This window comes from Caulobacter sp. FV2ps19 (assembly GCF_058681035.1).
The window spans coordinates 1,832,063-1,849,374 of the sequence record NZ_CM178729.1 but is presented as its reverse complement, the minus strand read 5'-3'; the positions used below and the strand labels follow the sequence as shown (position 1 = coordinate 1,849,374).

General features: G+C 65.9%; 15 protein-coding genes and 1 pseudogene. 4 read left to right on the top strand and 12 right to left on the bottom strand.

Annotation, left to right across the window (positions count from 1 at the left end; translation table 11 throughout):
* Positions 1–202: 202 nt before the first annotated feature.
* Positions 203–1,552, bottom strand: coding sequence for a sugar MFS transporter (locus ACW18B_RS08825; protein WP_492051214.1), 1,350 nt, complete (start codon positions 1,550–1,552; stop codon positions 203–205).
* 263 nt (positions 1,553–1,815) lie between these two features.
* Between ACW18B_RS08825 and ACW18B_RS08820 the strand changes: the two genes are divergently transcribed.
* Positions 1,816–1,992, top strand: coding sequence for a hypothetical protein (locus ACW18B_RS08820; protein WP_492051213.1), 177 nt, complete (start codon positions 1,816–1,818; stop codon positions 1,990–1,992).
* Here ACW18B_RS08820 and ACW18B_RS08815 read toward each other — a convergent pair.
* The 3 genes from ACW18B_RS08815 to ACW18B_RS08805 are packed head-to-tail and all read right to left on the bottom strand — an operon-like array spanning position 1,962 to position 5,813.
* Positions 1,962–3,872, bottom strand: a complete 1,911-nt coding sequence (locus ACW18B_RS08815) for a hypothetical protein (protein ID WP_492051212.1) — start codon at positions 3,870–3,872, stop codon at positions 1,962–1,964. The two genes, ACW18B_RS08820 and ACW18B_RS08815, sit on opposite strands and share 31 nt — an antisense overlap.
* A complete protein-coding gene (locus ACW18B_RS08810; RefSeq protein ID WP_492051211.1) occupies positions 3,869–4,309 on the bottom strand; it encodes a GtrA family protein in 441 nt (146 codons plus the stop codon). The genes ACW18B_RS08815 and ACW18B_RS08810 overlap by 4 nt, the downstream gene beginning before the upstream one ends.
* 1 nt (position 4,310) lies before the next feature.
* Complete coding sequence (locus ACW18B_RS08805; protein WP_492051210.1) at positions 4,311–5,813, bottom strand: NAD(P)/FAD-dependent oxidoreductase; 1,503 nt, start codon at positions 5,811–5,813, stop codon at positions 4,311–4,313.
* A 165-nt stretch (positions 5,814–5,978) separates the two neighbouring features.
* Here ACW18B_RS08805 and ACW18B_RS08800 point away from each other — a divergent pair, with 165 nt between their 5' ends.
* Positions 5,979–6,458: a DUF421 domain-containing protein gene (locus ACW18B_RS08800; protein ID WP_492051209.1), complete on the top strand. Its 480-nt coding sequence runs from the start codon at positions 5,979–5,981 to the stop codon at positions 6,456–6,458.
* Between the two features lie 52 nt (positions 6,459–6,510).
* Here the strand turns inward: ACW18B_RS08800 and ACW18B_RS08795 are convergent, their stop codons facing one another.
* Positions 6,511–7,143, bottom strand: coding sequence for a glutathione S-transferase family protein (locus tag ACW18B_RS08795; RefSeq protein ID WP_492051208.1), 633 nt, complete (start codon positions 7,141–7,143; stop codon positions 6,511–6,513).
* A gap of 100 nt (positions 7,144–7,243) precedes the next feature.
* Between ACW18B_RS08795 and ACW18B_RS08790 the strand changes: the two genes are divergently transcribed.
* Entirely contained in the window at positions 7,244–8,578 is a 1,335-nt protein-coding gene (locus ACW18B_RS08790) for a spinster family MFS transporter (protein ID WP_492051207.1), read from the top strand.
* A gap of 173 nt (positions 8,579–8,751) precedes the next feature.
* Here ACW18B_RS08790 and ACW18B_RS08785 read toward each other — a convergent pair whose 3' ends face one another.
* Both ACW18B_RS08785 and ACW18B_RS08780 read right to left on the bottom strand, forming a co-directional pair.
* Positions 8,752–9,828 carry an ISAs1 family transposase gene (locus ACW18B_RS08785; protein WP_492047290.1) on the bottom strand — a complete coding sequence of 359 codons (1,077 nt, stop codon included), beginning with the start codon at positions 9,826–9,828 and terminating at the stop codon, positions 8,752–8,754.
* Positions 9,829–10,051: 223 nt separating this feature from the next.
* Positions 10,052–10,140: pseudogene (locus tag ACW18B_RS08780) on the bottom strand (hypothetical protein); the annotation flags it as partial.
* 439 nt (positions 10,141–10,579) lie between these two features.
* Between ACW18B_RS08780 and ACW18B_RS08775 the strand changes: the two are divergent.
* Entirely contained in the window at positions 10,580–12,085 is a 1,506-nt protein-coding gene (locus tag ACW18B_RS08775; protein ID WP_492051206.1) for a spinster family MFS transporter, read from the top strand.
* 122 nt (positions 12,086–12,207) lie between these two features.
* Here the strand turns inward: ACW18B_RS08775 and ACW18B_RS08770 are convergent, their stop codons facing one another.
* From ACW18B_RS08770 to hisC, 5 genes are all read right to left on the bottom strand, one after another.
* Positions 12,208–12,585, bottom strand: a complete 378-nt coding sequence (locus ACW18B_RS08770) for a Rieske (2Fe-2S) protein (protein WP_492051659.1) — start codon at positions 12,583–12,585, stop codon at positions 12,208–12,210.
* A 2-nt stretch (positions 12,586–12,587) separates the two neighbouring features.
* Positions 12,588–13,595: a fumarylacetoacetate hydrolase family protein gene (locus tag ACW18B_RS08765; RefSeq protein WP_492051205.1), complete on the bottom strand. Its 1,008-nt coding sequence runs from the start codon at positions 13,593–13,595 to the stop codon at positions 12,588–12,590.
* Positions 13,596–13,615: 20 nt separating this feature from the next.
* Positions 13,616–14,902 (bottom strand): homogentisate 1,2-dioxygenase, encoded by a 1,287-nt coding sequence (gene hmgA, locus ACW18B_RS08760; protein WP_492051204.1) that lies wholly within the window; start codon positions 14,900–14,902, stop codon positions 13,616–13,618.
* A gap of 93 nt (positions 14,903–14,995) precedes the next feature.
* Positions 14,996–16,072: a 4-hydroxyphenylpyruvate dioxygenase gene (gene hppD, locus ACW18B_RS08755; protein ID WP_492051657.1), complete on the bottom strand. Its 1,077-nt coding sequence runs from the start codon at positions 16,070–16,072 to the stop codon at positions 14,996–14,998.
* 23 nt (positions 16,073–16,095) lie between these two features.
* Positions 16,096–17,217: a histidinol-phosphate transaminase gene (hisC, locus tag ACW18B_RS08750; protein ID WP_492051203.1), complete on the bottom strand. Its 1,122-nt coding sequence runs from the start codon at positions 17,215–17,217 to the stop codon at positions 16,096–16,098.
* Between the last annotated feature and the right edge of the window lie 95 nt (positions 17,218–17,312).

Sequence of the window (17,312 nt, the reverse complement as noted above, 5' to 3'; positions counted from 1 at the left end):
CATTCCTGAAACTGCATCTAGACGCCAATGTCGTGCTTTCAGGTGGGAAGTTCCAGCAAGCTTTTCCCGAGGTGGGGTATAGCAAAACTAATCGCCTACCCTTGCGCGACGAGGCTGCAAGATCATCGCGCCGGCCAAGAAAAAACCCACCGGAGCAAGAGCGCCGGCGGGTCTTCTGGTTCTTGGAACCGATGCGTGGCCGCTAGTGGCCGCCGGCGACCGCTTCAGTGATCTCGTGGGTCGGGGCCTTCTTTGCCGCGAACGAGAACCACAGGACATAGACGTAGCAGAGCAGCGGCGCCGCGAAGGCCAAGGCCTTGGAGCCCGTCGCCTGCTCGATCGAGGCGAAAACCAGCGGCAGGAAGGCGCCGCCAACGATCGCCATGCACAGCAGGCCCGAGGTCGCCGACGTCGGGGCGGTGGAGCGCTGCAGGGTCAGGGTGAAGATGGTTGGGAACATGATCGAGTTGAAAAGGCCGATCAGCAAAGCTGCAAAGGCCGGGATCAGGCCGCTGGTCAGCGGAGCCTGGGCAATCAGCAGGTTCAGCACGCCCGTATGCGTCGACGGGCTCATGTCCTTGGTGAGGATCACGACCAGGCACAGGGCGATTGCGCCCAGAGCCACGACCGTCAGCAGCACGTAGTCCTTCACGCTCTTCAGCAGGGCCGAACCACCGAAGCGGCCGATCATGGCGAACAGCATGTAGAAGGTGGTCAGCTTGCCGGCCTGTTCGGCCGGGATGTTCAGAACGTGCGATTGCTCGATGAACAGCAGCAGGTTCAGCGAGATCGCCACCTCGGCGCCGACATAGAGGAAGATGCCGATCGCGCCCAGATTGGCCCATTTCGACGTCAGGGCCGAGAACGGGCTGACCAGATGACCGGTCTTGGGCGCCGCCTCGGTGATCTTGTGGCGGACCATATAGATCGCGACGATAAACAGGGCCAGGCCCACGCCGATGGCCAGATAGACGTTGGAAACGAAGCCCAGAGCCTGTTCGCGCAGGGCGTCGGTGATCACGACCTCAGGCTTGAAGATGTCGCCCTTGAGCAGGAAGTTGGCGCCGAACCACAGTCCGCAGGCCGCGCCCAGCGAGTTGAAGGCCTGGGACAGGTTCAGGCGGAAGGACGAATCCTCCGGCTTGCCCATCGAGGCGATCAGGGGATTGGCGGCGACTTGCAGCAGGGTGACGCCCGAGGCCATCACGAACAGCCCCACCAGGAAAACACCGAAGGTGTGCAGCTTGGCGGCGGCGATGGCGATGAAGCAGCCGGCGACAATACCGCCCAGGCCGACCATGACCGACTTGGCATAGCCGAGTTTGGACAGGAACGCCGCCGAGGGCAGCGACATCACGCCATAGGCGATGAAGAAGGCGAAACCGGTCAGGTTGGCTTCGACGGGGGTCAGTGTGAAGACCGTCTTCATGGTCTTCAGCAGGGGATCGAGCAGGTTGGTGACCAGGGCCCAGATGAAGAACAGGCAGGTCACATAGACCACGGCCAGTCCAAAGCCGCCGGCCTTCTTGGTGGGGATCGCGGTGTCGACCATCGATCAGCCCTCGTTCCGCTGCGACCGGCGACCCGCCAGCCCGTTTACAGACGCGTCCACCCCGGGCGCGCCGATACCCTTGCCTGTCATTCTTTCACTCCCTGTCCGTCTTCGCGGGCCCCGTCTTCACCGAAGCGAGCGCATTCCTTCGATGCGTGACAACGTTGTCAAGACTTGGCGTGACAATGCGTCGCGCCAGAGCGCTACCAGACAGGAACCAAAGCCGTTCTTCCACGCTTATTTTGCGCTGTGGGAGAACTCCAATGACACCCGTTATCGTCCTGATTTCCGGACTTTTCGCTTTGCTGGCCACCATCGGCCTGATCGACCTGTTCGTGCACATGGTGTGCTGGAGCGCCCGATCGCTCCGAACCCCCTTAGCGATGAGCGATCGTCGAGACGAGGTCGCTCAGGGCTCGGCGCAGGGTATCACGGCGTAGCGATCGGTCGCGACTCCGCTCGCGCCGTCCGGTCCAACCAGAATGGCGGTAAACGGCGCCGGCGAGCTCCAATCAACGGCCTTTAGCGCAGGATCCAGGCGCGTAGCCCCGAACTGCGGCCATACGATCCAAGCCGGCGCATCCTTCGCCGCACAGAACGGGGCCAAACTGTCCGGCGTCGGCAAACCGGGCAAGGATGTCGAGGCCGTCAGGGGATCCAGCCAGTCAGCCCCCACCAGACCGATAGCCATCAGCCGGTCCACCCTGGCCCTCAACGACATTGACAGGCTGCGCGAAAAGACAACGCCCGAACTCTGGATCTTGCTGGCCCAGCTTGGGCGTCCGGTCAGGACCCAGGGCTCCATGTCGCCCGAGAGCCAAAGCACGTCGCCTTGGCGTGACGCCATGATGGCCTTCAGGTGCGCATCAGGCCCTCTGTCGCGAAATTTCACATAGTCGGTGCGGTCATCCCACAACGCCGTCGCAAACCCCGTCAGGATCAGCGTTGCGACCAGCGCCGCGGCGGGGCGCACTGGACCCCAGTCCCTTGCCCGCCATAGTCCAACGCCAAGCGCGATCATCACGCCCGGCGCACCGCTTTTCCACACAAGGCCCATGCTGAACGGGCTCGACGGGGGCAAGGCGGCCAATAGCCCCGCGAAGGCCGCGCCGCACATAGCCAGATAGATCACCAGGGCCACGCCAATCAGCGCCAAGGCCCCTTGCGAGACCCGATCCGGGCGGCTGAGCGTCACCCGGTCGCGGAGACCGCTCATGACCACAGCGACAAGCGCCGTGAAAAAGCTGACCGCGCCCAAGTTGATGAACAGCCAGCCCCAGATCAGCACCGCAAGGGTCGCAAGCCCCCATGCGCCGCGCCTGGGCAGTTCGATCACCGCCAGAGCCAGGCAACAGCAGGCCAACAAGGCCATGCCGTCCAGCATCCGCCAGGTCTGCAATTGCAGCACCAGAACCCGCGACAGCCCGTCACCCAGCCCGGCGGTGACGACCACGCCAAACACGCCGGCGATCAGAGCGCCCAGCACCAGCCATCGCGCCCTCCCCTGAAGCAGACCGGCGCCGACGATCAGGGTGGCCAGTTGTACGGCCAGGCGAGCCCAGGCCTCCGCCGGCCAACGCTCGACAAACACGATCGGGCTGCGGGTCTTCACAAGACTCAGCCACTCGGGGTCCATCGCCACCAACAGACGATCGGCGACGGGCAGCTTCAGCAGAGCCGCCAGCAACACCACCGTCGCGCCGGCGCCGCCCAGCCAAAGCCAGCGACGGTCCTCCAAGCATAGCGCGAAATAGACCACCGCCAGGCCGCAAAGACCCATGATGGGATGGAAGACCATGCCCAGCGCATACAGGGCGAAGGCCAGAAGACGGCGATTGACCAGATAGGCCGCCATGCCGGCCATGCCGGCCGCCTCGGCCAGGATGCGCGGCGTAACGAAGGGTTCGCCAAAGCTGAGCGCGCTCAAGGGTCCATAGTAAGGCGGCAGGACGATCGCGAAGATCATCACCGCCCAGCGGATGGCGGGCGGCCGATCCGCAACCAGCCGCTCGACCAACAGCGCCAGCGCCGCGAACCACAGGCAGAGGCTCACGGCGACGACCATCATTGAAGCGTTCGACAGGCCCATCGCCGCGATCAGGCGGCTGAGCAGCGGCGTATAGAGGCTGAAGCCAAACTGACCGTCATGGGCGAACATCAGATCGCGGCCGATGCCGCCCGGATCCAGCTTGGCCAGCGCGTCGCCGACATACAGCCGACCGTCATGCCGCACGCCCTGATAGGGGCGGCTGAGCATGAACAGACTGAAGGCCGCCAGCAACCCCAGCCAGCGACCGGAAAGTCGCTGCAGCGCCTTCATGACGCGCTTGTGGGCGCACGAAACAGCAGCGCGCGCCTGACAAGGAAATTGAACCCGAACACCAGACCCGCCGTCGGGATCTTGGCCAGACTCGGAGCCATGTGCAGGCGCTCGACCCACAGAGCCATCAGCACCTGGGTCAGCGCCAGACCGGCGATCCCGACCGCCAGAAAGCCGGCGAACTCCCGCCGCCGATCAGCGATCGCGCGGTTGCGGAACACCACCGAGACGCTCAGGCCATAGGTCACGGCGATGCCGGCGGTAAAGCCGATGGCCGTGGCGATCCTATAGTCCAGGCCCGCGCCGGTCAGGGCCAGCAGCAGGCCCCAGTCCACCGCCAGGGCGGCGGCGCTGGCCAGGCCGTAGAGGCCCAGCTCGCGCAGGCCCGCCGGCAGGCGTTCCCGGAGCCGAACCCAAAGCCGAACCGGGGTCGACATCCTAGGCGGCGACCTTCTGCGGCACAGCGCGTTCGCTGCGCAGGGCCTCGCGGGCCCCCGAGACGCCGGCCTCGCCATATTCGGCGTCTTCATTGACGTCCCAGACGTCGTGAAGGGTCTCGCCGGCGATGATGTTCTCGGCCGTCAGCAGGCCGGTCATCATGGCGTGGTCCTGATTGTTGTATTTGTGCATGCCGTTGCGGCCCACCAGGTGCAGGCCCGGGAAGTGCATCTTCAGGTCCAGGCGGATCATCTTGATGTGCTCGGCATAGGCGTCGTCATAGACGGGATAGGCCTTGTGCTGGCGCACCACGCAGGCGTCATAGACCTCGTCGGGGTTCATCAGGCCGATCTTGGCGATCTCCTGCTTGGCCTGGGCGACCAGATCCTCATCTCTGGACGTCCACAAGCCGTCGCCCTCGAAGCAGAAATATTCCAGACCCAGGCAGGTCGAGACGCCGTCGGGGATCATCTCGGGCGACCACGAGCGGAAGTTCTGCACCCGGCCCACCTTCACCGACGGATCGTGGATATAGATCCAGTTGTCGGGCAGTTCCTTCTGCGGCTTGCCGATCAGCACCACGGTGATGAAGTCGCGATACATCAGCTCGCCGGCGTGGAACAGGCTGATCGGAGCGGGGGAAATCGCGCTCATCAGCTCGCGGATCGGGGCCGAGGAGACCACGTCGTCGGCGGTATAGATCTCGGCCTTGCCGTCGGCGGTCGTGACGCTGACGGTCCAGAGCTTGGCGATCTTGTCATAGTGCAGGCCGTCGACCTTGCGGCCCATCAGCACTTCGCCGCCCTGCTCGGCGACCTTGGCCGCGCAGGCCTCCCACATCATGCCGGGGCCCTTGCGGGGATAGCGGAAGCTCTCGATCAGGGTCTTGGGCGCGCCCTCCGCACCGGCCTTGGGACGGATCCCCAGCGAGCGCTTGACGCCGTCGAGGATGGCGGCGGCCAGGTCCAGGCCCTTGATGCGCTGACTGGCCCAGTCGGCCGAGATCTCGTCGCAGCTCATGCCCCACACCTTCTCGGTGTAGGTCTTGAAGAAGATCGAGAACAGCTTTTCGCCGAACTGGTTGCGCACCCACTGGTGGAAGGTGGTCGGGCTTTCGATCGGGTTCAGCTTGGCCCAGCCGAACGAGGCCATGCACTTGGTCGCGGTCCAGACGCCCAGATTGGCCAGGGCCTCGAAGGCCTTCAGCGGATAGGCGTAGAACTTTTCGCGATAATAGATGCGCGACAGGCGCGGCCGGTCGATGAAGTCGTCGGGCAGGATCTCGTTCCAGAGATCGACCACCTCTTTGCTCTTCGAGAAGAAGCGGTGGCCGCCGATGTCGAACTTGAAGCCCTTGTAGTCGACCGTGCGGCTGATGCCGCCGACATAGACCGGGTCCATCTCCAGCACCGTCACGCCCCGCCCGGCCTTGGCCAGGGTGTAAGCGGTGGTGAGGCCCGCGGGGCCTGCGCCGATCACCAGGGTTTCGACGTGCTGCGCCATGACTGCTTCCCATCCCGTTTCGAGACAAGAATGCAGGCCCTTGGTTAAGGCCGGGTCGCGAGGCGTGGTGAATCCCTGTTAATTGTGAACGGGGGCGATGGGGCGCAGCCGAGAGCGGGTGAACCGCCCCTCCCTGGACGCGTTCCCTCACAGAGGGAGCTTGGGATGAACGGCGCGCTGTTTAGCAATTGGAGCGATATCGGCCGGGTGCTGGTCATCGGCGCCGCGGCCTATGTCGCGCTTGTGGTGCTGCTGAGGGTGTCGGGTAAGCGGACGCTGTCCAAGCTGAACGCATTCGATTTTGTCATCACCATCGCGCTGGGCTCCACCTTCGCCTCTATTCTCACCTCCAAGGACGTCAGTCTCGCAGAGGGGGTCGTCGCCCTGGCTCTGCTGGTCGGCCTGCAACTGGCGGTCACCTGGACATCGGTCCGGAGCGAACCGTTCGACCGTCTGATGAAGTCGGAGCCCTCGCTCCTGCTCAGGGACGGCGCCTTGCTGCACGAGGTCATGAAACGCGAGCGCATCACGCCAGATGAGGTGATGTCGGCGATCCGCGACGCCGGCGGCTCGGAATTCGCCCGCGCCTCGGCCGTCATTCTGGAGTCGGACGGCACCCTGACGGCGCTCCTGCGGGAGCGATGATCCGCCCGCCTTGGCCGCGAGGCGGAATGGGCGGCCGGATCGTCGGCGCGGCCTACCCCTCCCCCGCCAAGGCTTCGGCTTCCCACTGCAGATAGTCCGGCGTCTCCAGCAGTCGCTCGCAATAGGCCCCCGCCGCGCCGGCGTCGCCATAGTCGGACAGCTTGATCCCGTAGGTACGGAAGCGCGTCGCCACGGGCGTGTAGAACGCGTCAGCGATCGACCACTCGCCCACCAGGAACGGTCCGCCGGAGCGCTCCAGCAGCTGGTTCCAGCGCTCGACGATCTTGCCGATGTCCTTTCGGGCCGCCTCGGACAGGTCGATGACCTTGTCGCGGGTTTCCAGCGCCATCGGGCATTCGGTGCGCAGGGCGCCGAAGCCCGAATGCATCTCGGCCGCCGCCGAGCGGCCCAGGGCGCGCAGGGCCTTGTCCTTCGGCCACAACCCGGCGTCTGGATAGACCTCGGCCAGATATTCGCAGATCGCCAGCGAGTCCCACAGCACCAGGTCGCCGTCCTTCAGCACCGGCACCAGCTTGCTGGGCGAGTGCTTGCCGATCTCTTCCGACAGCCCGACCTGGCGCAGCTGGATCAGGGTTTCGGTGAACGGGGCGCCGGTGCGCTTCAGCGCCAGCCAGGGGCGCATCGACCAGCTTGACCATTTCCGGGTGCCGATAACGATTTCCATGACGCGTTTTCCCTAGGGGCAGATGGCGGGTAGCCATTCCGATTAGCCTGCGTCTAAGGTGGCGACAATAATTAGAACAACTGTTCGAGGGAGCGCGTCCATGGCGGAAACGGCCACACCGTCGCCGGTTATCAACCCCGTCTCGACCGGCTATCGCCGCTACGCCCTCTGGGTGCTGCTGATCATCTACACCCTGAACTTCCTGGACCGGCAGGTGGTCAATATCCTGGCCGAGCCGATCAAGCGCGACCTCGGTTTGGCCGACTGGCAGCTGGGCATGATGACCGGGCTGGCCTTCGCGATCTTCTACACCGTGCTGGGCATTCCGATCGCCCGTCTGGCCGAAACCAAGAACCGGCCGATGATCATCGGCGTGTCGGTGGCGGTGTGGAGCGGCTTCACGGTGCTGTGCGGCTTCACCCAGAACTTCTGGCAGTTGATCCTGGCGCGCATCGGCGTGGGGGTCGGCGAGGCCGGCTGCACGCCGCCCGCCCACTCGCTGATCACCGACTATGTGCCCAAGGAAAAGCGGGCCAGCGCCATCGCCTTCTATTCGATCGGCACGCCGCTGGGCACCCTGGTCGGCATGGCCATGGGTGGCCTCGTCGCCGACGCCCATGGCTGGCGGGTGGCCTTCATGGTGGCCGGCGCGCCGGGGGTGATCTTCGCCCTGATCGCCGCCTTCACCCTGATCGAACCGCGGCGCCAGCTGGCCGCCGACATCGCCGCGCGCGCCGCCTCGCAGATCAGTTTCGCCGCCGCCCTGGCGGTGCTGGCCACCAAGAAGACCTTCTGGCTGGTGGCCCTGGCGGCCTCGATCAAGGCCTTTATCGGCTATGGCTACGCGCCGTTCATCGCCTCGTTCTTCTTCCGCAATCACGGACCGGAGCTCGCCCAGCTGGCCGCGAACTTTGGCCTGAAGTCGGCCGGTTTCCTGGGCCTGGCCCTGGGCCTGATCGGCGGCACGGCCGGGGTGGTCGGGGCCTGGCTGGGCGGGCTGCTGGCTGACCGGCTGGGCGCGCGAGACCTACGGGCCTATGTGACCGTGCCGGCCATCGCTTCGCTGCTCACCATTCCGATCTTCATCACCGCTGTGAGCCTGGACGCCCCGATGGCCGCCATCGGTTTGCTGGCGATCAACGCCCTGCTCGCCACGCTCTGGTACGGCCCGGTCTACGCCACGGCCCAGAGCATCGTCGAACCCCACATGCGGGCCACGGCCTCGGCGGTGCTGCTACTGACCATCAACCTGATCGGCCTGGGCATCGGCCCCGTGGCCGTGGGCCTGCTCAGCGACGTGCTGGCCGGGCCCGGCGGACTGGGCGAGGCCGAGGGCGTGCGCTGGGCGCTGATCCTGTCGGCCTCGCTGGGCGTGGTGGCGTTCGGCCTGTTCTGGACCGCCCGCAAGACCATCCGCGAGGAGATGGTGGGGTAGCCTATCCCCGCGAACGAACGGGGATTGGCTGCGCAAATCCTCCCCCTGAAGGGCAGGGTTATCGCCTATGGGTTGCTGACGGACACAAGCCTTTAACAAACTCAAAAATCTTGCCTTCCTGGGCCTTTTAGCGCCAGATCCATAGGCGATAGCCCTCCCCCCGGAGGGCAGGGCTATCGCATATGGCCGAGTAGGGAGAAGAGGAAGGTGTCGTCCCAGCCGGCGCGCTTGATCTTTCCCTTTATGGAGCCCTTGTCGGGGTGCTGCCTGAGGGTGTTGAGAGCGAGTTTTCGCAGGAGGGCGAGGTTCTGGGGGGCATGGTCCTTTCGGCTTCGGGAGGCGTCTTCATCGAGGGCGACATCGAGGACCCAGTGGAGTTGGTTCTCGATGGTCCAGTGGGCTCGGGCGACCTGCAGCACCCTTTGGGGGGACAGTGGAGTCGAGAGCAGGAACCAGCGTACGATGGTATCCTGAGGCTGATCAGTTGGCTTTCGGCGGGTCTCGACGCGAGCGACAGCGGCCAGGCCAGGAAAGTCCATATCTGTCGCCGCAACGACGATGGCGGTGCGGCCCTCAAGCCGGTCGTGGGCGCGTTCAGGCCCATCGACGGCGCCGCAAGCGGCGTCGGCGGCCTGGGTCAGGACTTGAGCCTGGGCCAGCAGCTTGGGCTGGTTGGCCTTCAGCGCCAGGGCATAGTCGGCGCCAGCGTCGAGGATGGCCTGAGCGGTGTCCCTGCGGCAATGCAGGGCGTCGGCGGTGACGATGCAGCCCTGAAGATCCAACAGGGCCAGGGCCTGCTGGGCTCCCAGCACCTCGTTACGGCCCGGCGCCAGGCGCTGGCCGATGACCAGTCGAGCTTCGACGGCCCAGACATTGACCAGATGCAGTGGCGTGGCCTTGCGCCCGCGCTCATAGGCCCCGCGCAGCGCCTTGCCGTCGATGGCCACCACGCCCTTCAGAGCCCCGGCGAAGGCGGCCGTGAACTTGGCGAAGGCCGCCTCGAAGGGTTCGGGCTCAAGGTGGCGGAACACCCGACTGAAGGTGTCGTGGCTGGGCGGACCATGCTCCAGCTTCAGAACCTGACGCAGGCAATCAAGCTTGGCGCGCGCGAACAAGGCCATGTCGGTGCAGTCCTCGGCTCCGCACAGCAGCGCCGCCAGCGACACGAACATCAGCTCCAGCAGATCGTGCCGGGCATTGCCCGCCCGAGGATCTTCAACTTCCGAAAAAAAGCTCGAAAACGTCTCCACCGCGCCGTCTCCACACAACAGAAGACGCCCTTCAGAATCCGCTTCGACCTAAAAAATCGACTCCAAATCCATATGCGATAGCCCTGCCCCCGAAGGGGGGAGATCACGAGCCCTCGCATACAAGTCCCGGGATGACGGGCTTTTTTGAGCGTCACGCTCCTGGGCGCCGACACGGGCGTCCAGACAATCGACGCAGCCCCCTGAAAACCTGGCGCATAATGCTCCCACCTCGCCGCACGGGAAGGGCGCAAGGCCAGCGACCATTGCGGCGGCGGGGGGTGATCGAGCGGGCAGCTCAATCGATGGCGGGAGGAGGGCTTTGCGCTCCGGGCCGTCAACCTCGTGGTCTCTGGCGGCGGTCGGCCCTGGAACACAGAAACGACGTGGCCACGAGGGTCGAGCGAGCGGCAGGCGGGCTGAAAGGTTCGCGGTCCAGGTGGGAGTCGCTCTCCCGCCTGCCCGTCGGAGGCGTGGATGAGGAGGCGCTAATATCGCCGAGTCGGAAGCGCTTTCGGATAACGGTCACGCGGAGCGGACGGCTTCGTCGAAACGGTATTCTCTATCTCTCATCCGGACGTGGTCCGGACGCTCCGCGACCCTTTCCATCCCTTCGGCGGCTCCCGCGCGAGGCCGCCAGGCCGTGTCCGACGCAGCCTCGAAGGACGCCTCAAAATCCCCTCTGGCCTTCCGACTTCCCTTACGTCTACAGTCGCCTCAAGAATTAGAACAAATGTTTGAAGGGAGTGACAGGATGGTCGACGCGACGGCGTCCGGCGGTGTGAAGCCGCTATATTCAAATGGCTACAAGGCCGGCGTACTGGGCCTTTTGCTGGCCACCTACACCTTCAATTTCATCGACCGGACAATCATCGCCACCATCGGTCAGGCCATCAAGGTCGACCTGCAGCTGACCGACACCCAGCTGGGTTTGCTGGGCGGCCTCTATTTCGCCCTGCTCTATACGTTGCTGGGCATCCCCATCGCCCGTATGGCCGAGCGCTGGAACCGGGTGACGATCATCTCGGTGTCGCTGGTGGTCTGGTCGGGCTTCACGGCGCTTTGCGGCTCGGCCGCCAGCTTCGCCCAGTTGGCCCTGTATCGTTTCGGGGTCGGGGTCGGCGAGGCCGGCTGCTCGCCGCCCAGCCACTCGCTGATCAGCGACTACTACGCCCCCAAGCAGCGCGCCTCGGCCCTGTCGATCTATTCGTTCGGCATCCCGCTGGGCACCATGTTCGGCGCCATCGCCGGCGGCTGGCTGGCCCAGGAGTTCAGCTGGCGCGTGGCCTTCGTCATTGTCGGCCTGCCCGGCATCCTGCTGGCCGTCATCGTCAAGCTGGTGATCAAGGAGCCGCCGCGCGGCCATTCCGAAGCCAAGGAACACCCGCTGGAAGCCGAGGACCTCGTCGTCCCGCCGGCCCCAGCCTTTTCACTCGCCACCGAGTTCAGGGAAATCGGCGCGGTGATGAAGACGCTGTTTGGCAAGTGGCCGGTGCTGCACATGATGATCGGGGTGACCATCGCCTCGTTCGGCTCCTATGGCTCTAACGCCTTCGTGCCCTCGTTCTTCGTGCGCAATTTCGACCTCGGCTATGCCCAGGTGGGCCTGATCACCGGGGTCGTGGCCGGCTTCTCGGCCGGTATCGGCACGCTGGTCGGCGGATTTCTGGGCGACTGGGCCGGCAAGAAGAGCGCCAAATGGTACGCCCTGACGCCCGCCATAGGCCTGGCGATCTGCACGCCGATCTACATCCTGGCCTATCTGCAGACCACCTGGCAGACCATGGCGCTGATCCTGCTGATCCCGGGGATCTTCCACTACACCTATCTGGCCCCGACTTTCGGCGTGGTGCAGAACTCGGTGGCGCCGCATCGCCGGGCCACGGCCACGGCCCTGCTGTTCTTCTTCCTCAACCTGATCGCCCTGGGCGGCGGGCCGGTGTTCACCGGCTGGCTGATCGACCATCTGGCCCAGTACAATTTCAACACCGCCAACAGCGGCGGCATCGTCTCCAGCCTAATCGGGTCGTTTGGACTGCCCGACACCGCCGCCAGCTTCGCCGCCAGCTGCCCGGGCGGGGTCGCGCCCAAGGGCTCGCCGGCAGAACTGGCCGACCACTGCCGCCTGGTCCTGGCCCATTCCAGCCAGCAGGGGATCATCATCTCGATCTGCTTCTACGCCTGGGCCGCCCTGCACTACGCCCTGGCCGCCATCGGCATGGTCAAGCACATGAAGGAGCGGGCGGTGGCCCAGGCTTGAAGCGCTCCTAAATCTTGTCATCCCGGAAGCCTCGCAGAGGCTGTCCGGGACCCAGGGGCCGGCGCATCGCGGTCGCCCCTGGGTCCCGGCGCTCCGCTTCGCTGCGGCCGGGATGACAAGTTTTAAAGCGTCACCACCCGCCCGTCGCTCACAGCCACCGGCCACGGCGTCAGGCCGCGCCCCACGCAGGGACCGCCGACGCAGGTCCCTGTCTCCGGCGCGAACAGCGCCCCATGCCAGGAACAGGCGATCAGCGCCCGGTCCTGCGTCATGTACTGATCCAGCGTCTGGGCCAGCGGCAGGCCGGCATGCGGGCAACGGTCGACATAGCCGAACACCGCCTCCCCTCGCCGGACCACGAAGCCGTGGAAGCGGTTCTCGCCGACCTGCAGGACGTAATTGCGAGCCTTGCCGTCGGCGATCAGGTCCAGCGGGCCAAGACCGATCCCGGCCCGCGTGGCCCAGACCCGTCCTGCCGGCTCGACCGGATCGCCGTCCAGACTCAAACCCGCTCGACCGTCTGTTCGATGGCCCCGAAGATCGAATGGCCCTTGGCGTCCTTCATCTCGATCCGCACGGTGTCCCCCGCCAGCAGAAACGGGGTCTTGGCGGCGCCGTGCAGGATCGTCTCGACCGTGCGCAGCTCGGCCAGGCACGAATAGCCCAGCCCGCCGGCGCTGATCGGCTTGCCCGGCCCGCCGTCGGCGCCCCGGTTGCTGACCGTGCCCGACCCGATGATCGTGCCGGCCGACAGCGGACGGGTCTTGGCGGCATGGGCCACCAGGGTCCCGAAATCGAAGGTCATGTCGACCCCGGCGTCGGCCTTGCCAAAATCGTCGCCGTCCAGCGACACCAGCAGGGCGCCGTGCAGCTTGCCGTCCTTCCAGGACTCGCCCAGCAGGGCCGGGGTCACGGCGACCGGCGAAAAGGCGCTGGCCGGCTTGGACTGCACGAAGCCGAAACCCTTGGCCAGTTCGGCCGGGATCAGGTTGCGCAGGGACACGTCATTGCACAGCATCACCAGCTGGATCGCCGCCAGGGCCTCCTCGCGGGTGGCGCCCAGCGGCACGTCGCCGACGATCACCGCCACCTCCGCTTCCAGGTCGCAGCCCCAGGCGGCGTCGGCCAGGGGGATGTCCTCGCGCGGCGCCAGGAAGCCGTCCGACGCGCCCTGGTACATCAGGGGATCGGTCCAGAAGGTCTCGGGCATTTCAGCCCCGCGCGCCTGCCGCACCAGCTGCACGTGGTTCACATAGGCGCTGCCGTCCAGCCACTGATAGGCGCGGGGCAACGGGCTCAGGGCCTCGTGCTCATGAAAGCGCTCCTTGGGGACCCCGCCATGCTCCAGGCTTTCGGCCAGGCCGCGCAGAAGCGCCTCACAGCGTCCCCAGTCATCCAGCGCCGCCTGCAGGGTCGGGGCGATGGTCGCCGCGTCGGTGAACCAGGCCAGGTCGTTGGAGACCACCACCAGCCGGCCGTCACGGCCGCCTTTGAGAGACGCGAGCTTCATGGGCGCTTCCTCTTTTGTCGTTATGGTTTTGGCAGGACGGCCTTGGGAAAGCCCGACCAGCAGGCGTCATAGTCCGCCTGAAGCGACGAATGCTCCAGCGCCAATTGCGTGGGCCGGATCACCCAGCGGCTTTCGAACATGAAGGCCAGGGTATTCTCGATCTTGTGCGGCTTCAGCTCGGCCGCCACCGCGCCCTGATAACTGGCCAGATCGGGGCCGTGATCGCTCATGGCGTTGTGCAGGGACGCCCCGCCGGGCGAGAAGCCGCCGGCCTTGGCGTCATAGGCGCCGTGGATCAGGCCCATGAACTCGCTCATCACGTTGCGGTGGAACCACGGCGGCCGGAAGGTGTGCTCGGCCACCATCCAGCGCGGCGGAAAGATCACGAAGTCGCAATTGGCCGTGCCGGGCATCTCGCTGGGCGAGGTCAGCACCGTGAAGATCGACGGGTCGGGATGGTCGAAACTGACCGTGCCGATCGTGTTGAAGCGGGCCAGGTCGTATTTGCAGGGCGCGAAATTGCCGTGCCAGGCCACAACGTCCAGCGGGCTGTGATCCCACGGCGAGGCCCACAGGCCGCCCTGGAACTTCTGGATCACCTCCGTCGGCGCCTCGACATCCTCGAAGGCCGCGACGGGGGTCAGGAAATCGCGCGGATTGGCCAGGCCGTTCGAGCCGATCGGCCCCAGCTCCGGCAGCCTGAACGCCGCGCCGTAATTCTCGCAGACATAGCCGCGCGACGGGCCCTCGACTTCGACCCGGAAGCGCACGCCGCGCGGGATCAGGGCGATCTCGCCCGGGCCGGCGGTCAGGACGCCCAGCTCGGTGACCAGGGTCAGCACGCCCTGCTGCGGCACGATCAACAGCTCGCCGTCGGCGTTCTGGAACACCCGGTTCCGCATCGAGGCGTTGGCGAGATAGAGGTAAACGCCGATCCCGGCCTGGGTCGCCACATCGCCATTGCCGGCCAGGGTCAGCAGGCCGTCGACGAAGTCGGTGGGGACGGTCGGGACCTCGATCGGATCCCAGCGCAAGCGATTGGGCGTTACCGGGCCTTCGAACGGACCGCCGGCCAGACGCGGCTGGGCATAGGGCTCATAGCGGCCATGGCCGGCGCTGGGCCGCAGGCGGTAGAGCCAGCTGCGGCGGTTCTCGGACCGGGGCGCGGTGAAGGCCGTCCCCGACAGCTGCTCGGCATAGAGCCCGAACGGAACCTGCTGCGGCGCGTTCTGGCCCACCGGCAGGGCGCCGGGGACGGCCTCGGTGGCGAAGTGATTGCCGAAGCCGGATTGGTATTGGAGGTCCATGGTTGGGTCCCTGGCTCGTTTTCTCGGAGACACCCTAACGCTGTCATCCGGGACAAGCGAAGCGCGCTTGTCCCGGATGACAACCGTGGTGGATCAGGCCTCGACCGTGATCACGCCGCGGCGGATCTGGTCCAGTTCGATGCTCTCGAACAGGGCCTGGAAATTGCCGTTGCCGAAGCCCTCGTTGCCCTTGCGCTGGATGATCTCGAAGAAGATCGGGCCAAACAGGTTCTCGGTGAAGATCTGTAGCAAGAGGCCCTCCTCGCCGACATTGCCGTCCAGCAGGATGCGGTTCTTGCGCAGGCGTTCCAGGTCCTCGCCATGGCCGGGCACGCGCTTGTCGACCAGCTCGTAATAGGTCTCGATGGTGTCCTGCAGCTTGACGCCCCGGGCCCGCAGCTTTTCGACGGTCTCGTAGATGTCGGGCGTGGTCAGGGCCAGATGCTGGATGCCCTCGCCATTATACTGGCGGATGAACTCCTCGATCTGGCTCTTGTCGTCCTGGCTTTCGTTCAGCGGGATGCGGATGGCCTTGTCGGGGGCGATCATCGCCTGGCTGAACAGACCGGTGGCCTGGCCCTTGATGTCGAAATACTTCTGCTCCTCGAAACCGAAGACGTCGCGATAGAAGGTCGACCAGGCGCCCATCTGGCCACGCTTGACGTTGTGGGTCAGGTGGTCAAGCAGATCCAGGCCGACATTGTTCTTGGCCTCGGCCAGGGCCGCGCCCGGAACCTGGTCCCAGCCGTCATAGATCGTGCCCAGATCGCCATGGCGCTCGACCAGATAGAGCATCGAGCCGCCGATGCCTTCCAGCACCCGCGCGCCCTCGCCCAGCACGGTCGGGCCGGGATCGGCGGCGATCGCGCCACGCTTGAGGGCCTCGGCGTAGGCGGACTCGACGTTCTCGACCCGGAAGGCCATGCCGTTGGCCGACGGGCCATGGGCGGCGCGGAAGTCGGCGGCCTGACCCGCGGGCTCGTCATTGACCAGCAGGTTGATGCGGCCCTGTTTGTAGCGGGTCACGGCCTTGGTCGGATGGGTGCTGGCGGCGACGAAGCCCAGCTGCTCGAACAGCACCTTCATGGCGGCCGGATCGGGACTGGTGAACTCGACAAATTCGAAGCCGTCGAGACCCAAGGGGTTATGGGGCGGGTTTTGCGGTGTCATGGACATGGCGGCGTCTCCCAGACTTAGCGTGCGAGCGCGGCCGGCAAGGCTGCGATCAGGCGGTCATTGTCGGCCGGACGGCCAATGGTGATGCGGACCCAGCCGCCGGCCACCGGGGTCGGACGGATGATCAGCCCTTCGCGCAGCAAACGCTCAGCTGTCGCTTCCGGACCCGCCGGCGTGCGCAGGAACACGAAATTGGCCTGGCTGGCGGTGTGCTCGATCCCCAGGGCGACCAGCGCCGCCTCGACCCGGCCACGCTCGGCGATCGTCAGGGCGACGGTGCGCTCCAGGTGTTCGACATCGGCCAGGGCGGCCAGGGCCGCCGCTTGTGAGATGGCGGTGACGTTGAAGGGCGGCCGCAGGCGGTCCAGATAGCCGACCAGCTCGGCCGACGAGGCGACGCCATAACCCACCCGCATCCCGGCCAGGCCATAGGCCTTAGAGAAGGTACGGGCCGACACCCAGGGCCCGCCCCAGGCTTCCAGCAGGGCGAAGGTGTCCAACACCTCGTGATATTCGCGGTAAGCCTCGTCGACGAACACCAGGGTCGAGCGCGGGGTCACCGCCAGGATCTCGCCGATATCGACGCCGGTCAGGGCGTTGCCGGTGGGATTGTTGGGCGTGCACAGCACCAGGAGCTTGGGGCCTTTAGCCGCCTCGACCTTGAAGGCCTCGACGTCCAGATCGAAATTCGCCAGGCGCGGCACGTCGATGATGGTCGCTTCAGCGCATGTGGCAAAGATCTCGTAGGCCGGGAAGGTCGGGGTGGACATCAGGATCGAGTCGCCCGGGGCCATCACGGCGCGGAACAGATAGTCGATCAGGGCTTCGGAGCCCGGCGAGACCACAACGCGGGCCGGATCAACGGCCAGATGCGCGCCCAGGGCGCCGCGCAGCGTCTCGCAATAGGGGTCGGGATAGATCTCCGGATGAGCCATGGCCGCCATCACGGCGTCGGCGACCATCGGGCTGGGGCCCAGCAGGTTCTCGTTGCTGGCCAGTTTCGACAGGTCATGCCGACCCGCGCGGCGACCGGCCTCGGCCAGAGTCATGCCGGACTTGTACGCCTGAACGGTTTCCAGAGCGGCGCGCACGGGCGACGGCGTGGCCGAGGCCAGCGGCTTTTGATCGACAACCAGCATGACGTTCGTTCCTCCCAGGATCGGCGGTCAGGATAGGACGACAGGCAAGGTGACGTGTGGCGATGTGGACTAAGATACCAATAGCGAAGGTCACA

Excerpts from the sequence above, each read along its gene's own strand:
- ACW18B_RS08810 (WP_492051211.1), bottom strand. The coding sequence starts at position 4,309 with ATGTCGACCCCGGTTCGGCTTTGGGTTCGGCTCCGGGAACGCCTGCCG.
- hisC (WP_492051203.1), bottom strand. The coding sequence starts at position 17,217 with ATGCTGGTTGTCGATCAAAAGCCGCTGGCCTCGGCCACGCCGTCGCCC.
- ACW18B_RS08800 (WP_492051209.1), top strand. The coding sequence starts at position 5,979 with ATGAACGGCGCGCTGTTTAGCAATTGGAGCGATATCGGCCGGGTGCTG.
- ACW18B_RS08815 (WP_492051212.1), bottom strand. The coding sequence starts at position 3,872 with ATGAAGGCGCTGCAGCGACTTTCCGGTCGCTGGCTGGGGTTGCTGGCG.
- ACW18B_RS08795 (WP_492051208.1), bottom strand. The coding sequence starts at position 7,143 with ATGGAAATCGTTATCGGCACCCGGAAATGGTCAAGCTGGTCGATGCGC.
- ACW18B_RS08790 (WP_492051207.1), top strand. The coding sequence starts at position 7,244 with ATGGCGGAAACGGCCACACCGTCGCCGGTTATCAACCCCGTCTCGACC.
- ACW18B_RS08775 (WP_492051206.1), top strand. The coding sequence starts at position 10,580 with ATGGTCGACGCGACGGCGTCCGGCGGTGTGAAGCCGCTATATTCAAAT.
- hmgA (WP_492051204.1), bottom strand. The coding sequence starts at position 14,902 with ATGGACCTCCAATACCAATCCGGCTTCGGCAATCACTTCGCCACCGAG.
- ACW18B_RS08805 (WP_492051210.1), bottom strand. The coding sequence starts at position 5,813 with ATGGCGCAGCACGTCGAAACCCTGGTGATCGGCGCAGGCCCCGCGGGC.
- ACW18B_RS08820 (WP_492051213.1), top strand. The coding sequence starts at position 1,816 with ATGACACCCGTTATCGTCCTGATTTCCGGACTTTTCGCTTTGCTGGCC.
- hppD (WP_492051657.1), bottom strand. The coding sequence starts at position 16,072 with ATGACACCGCAAAACCCGCCCCATAACCCCTTGGGTCTCGACGGCTTC.
- ACW18B_RS08825 (WP_492051214.1), bottom strand. The coding sequence starts at position 1,552 with ATGGTCGACACCGCGATCCCCACCAAGAAGGCCGGCGGCTTTGGACTG.
- ACW18B_RS08765 (WP_492051205.1), bottom strand. The coding sequence starts at position 13,595 with ATGAAGCTCGCGTCTCTCAAAGGCGGCCGTGACGGCCGGCTGGTGGTG.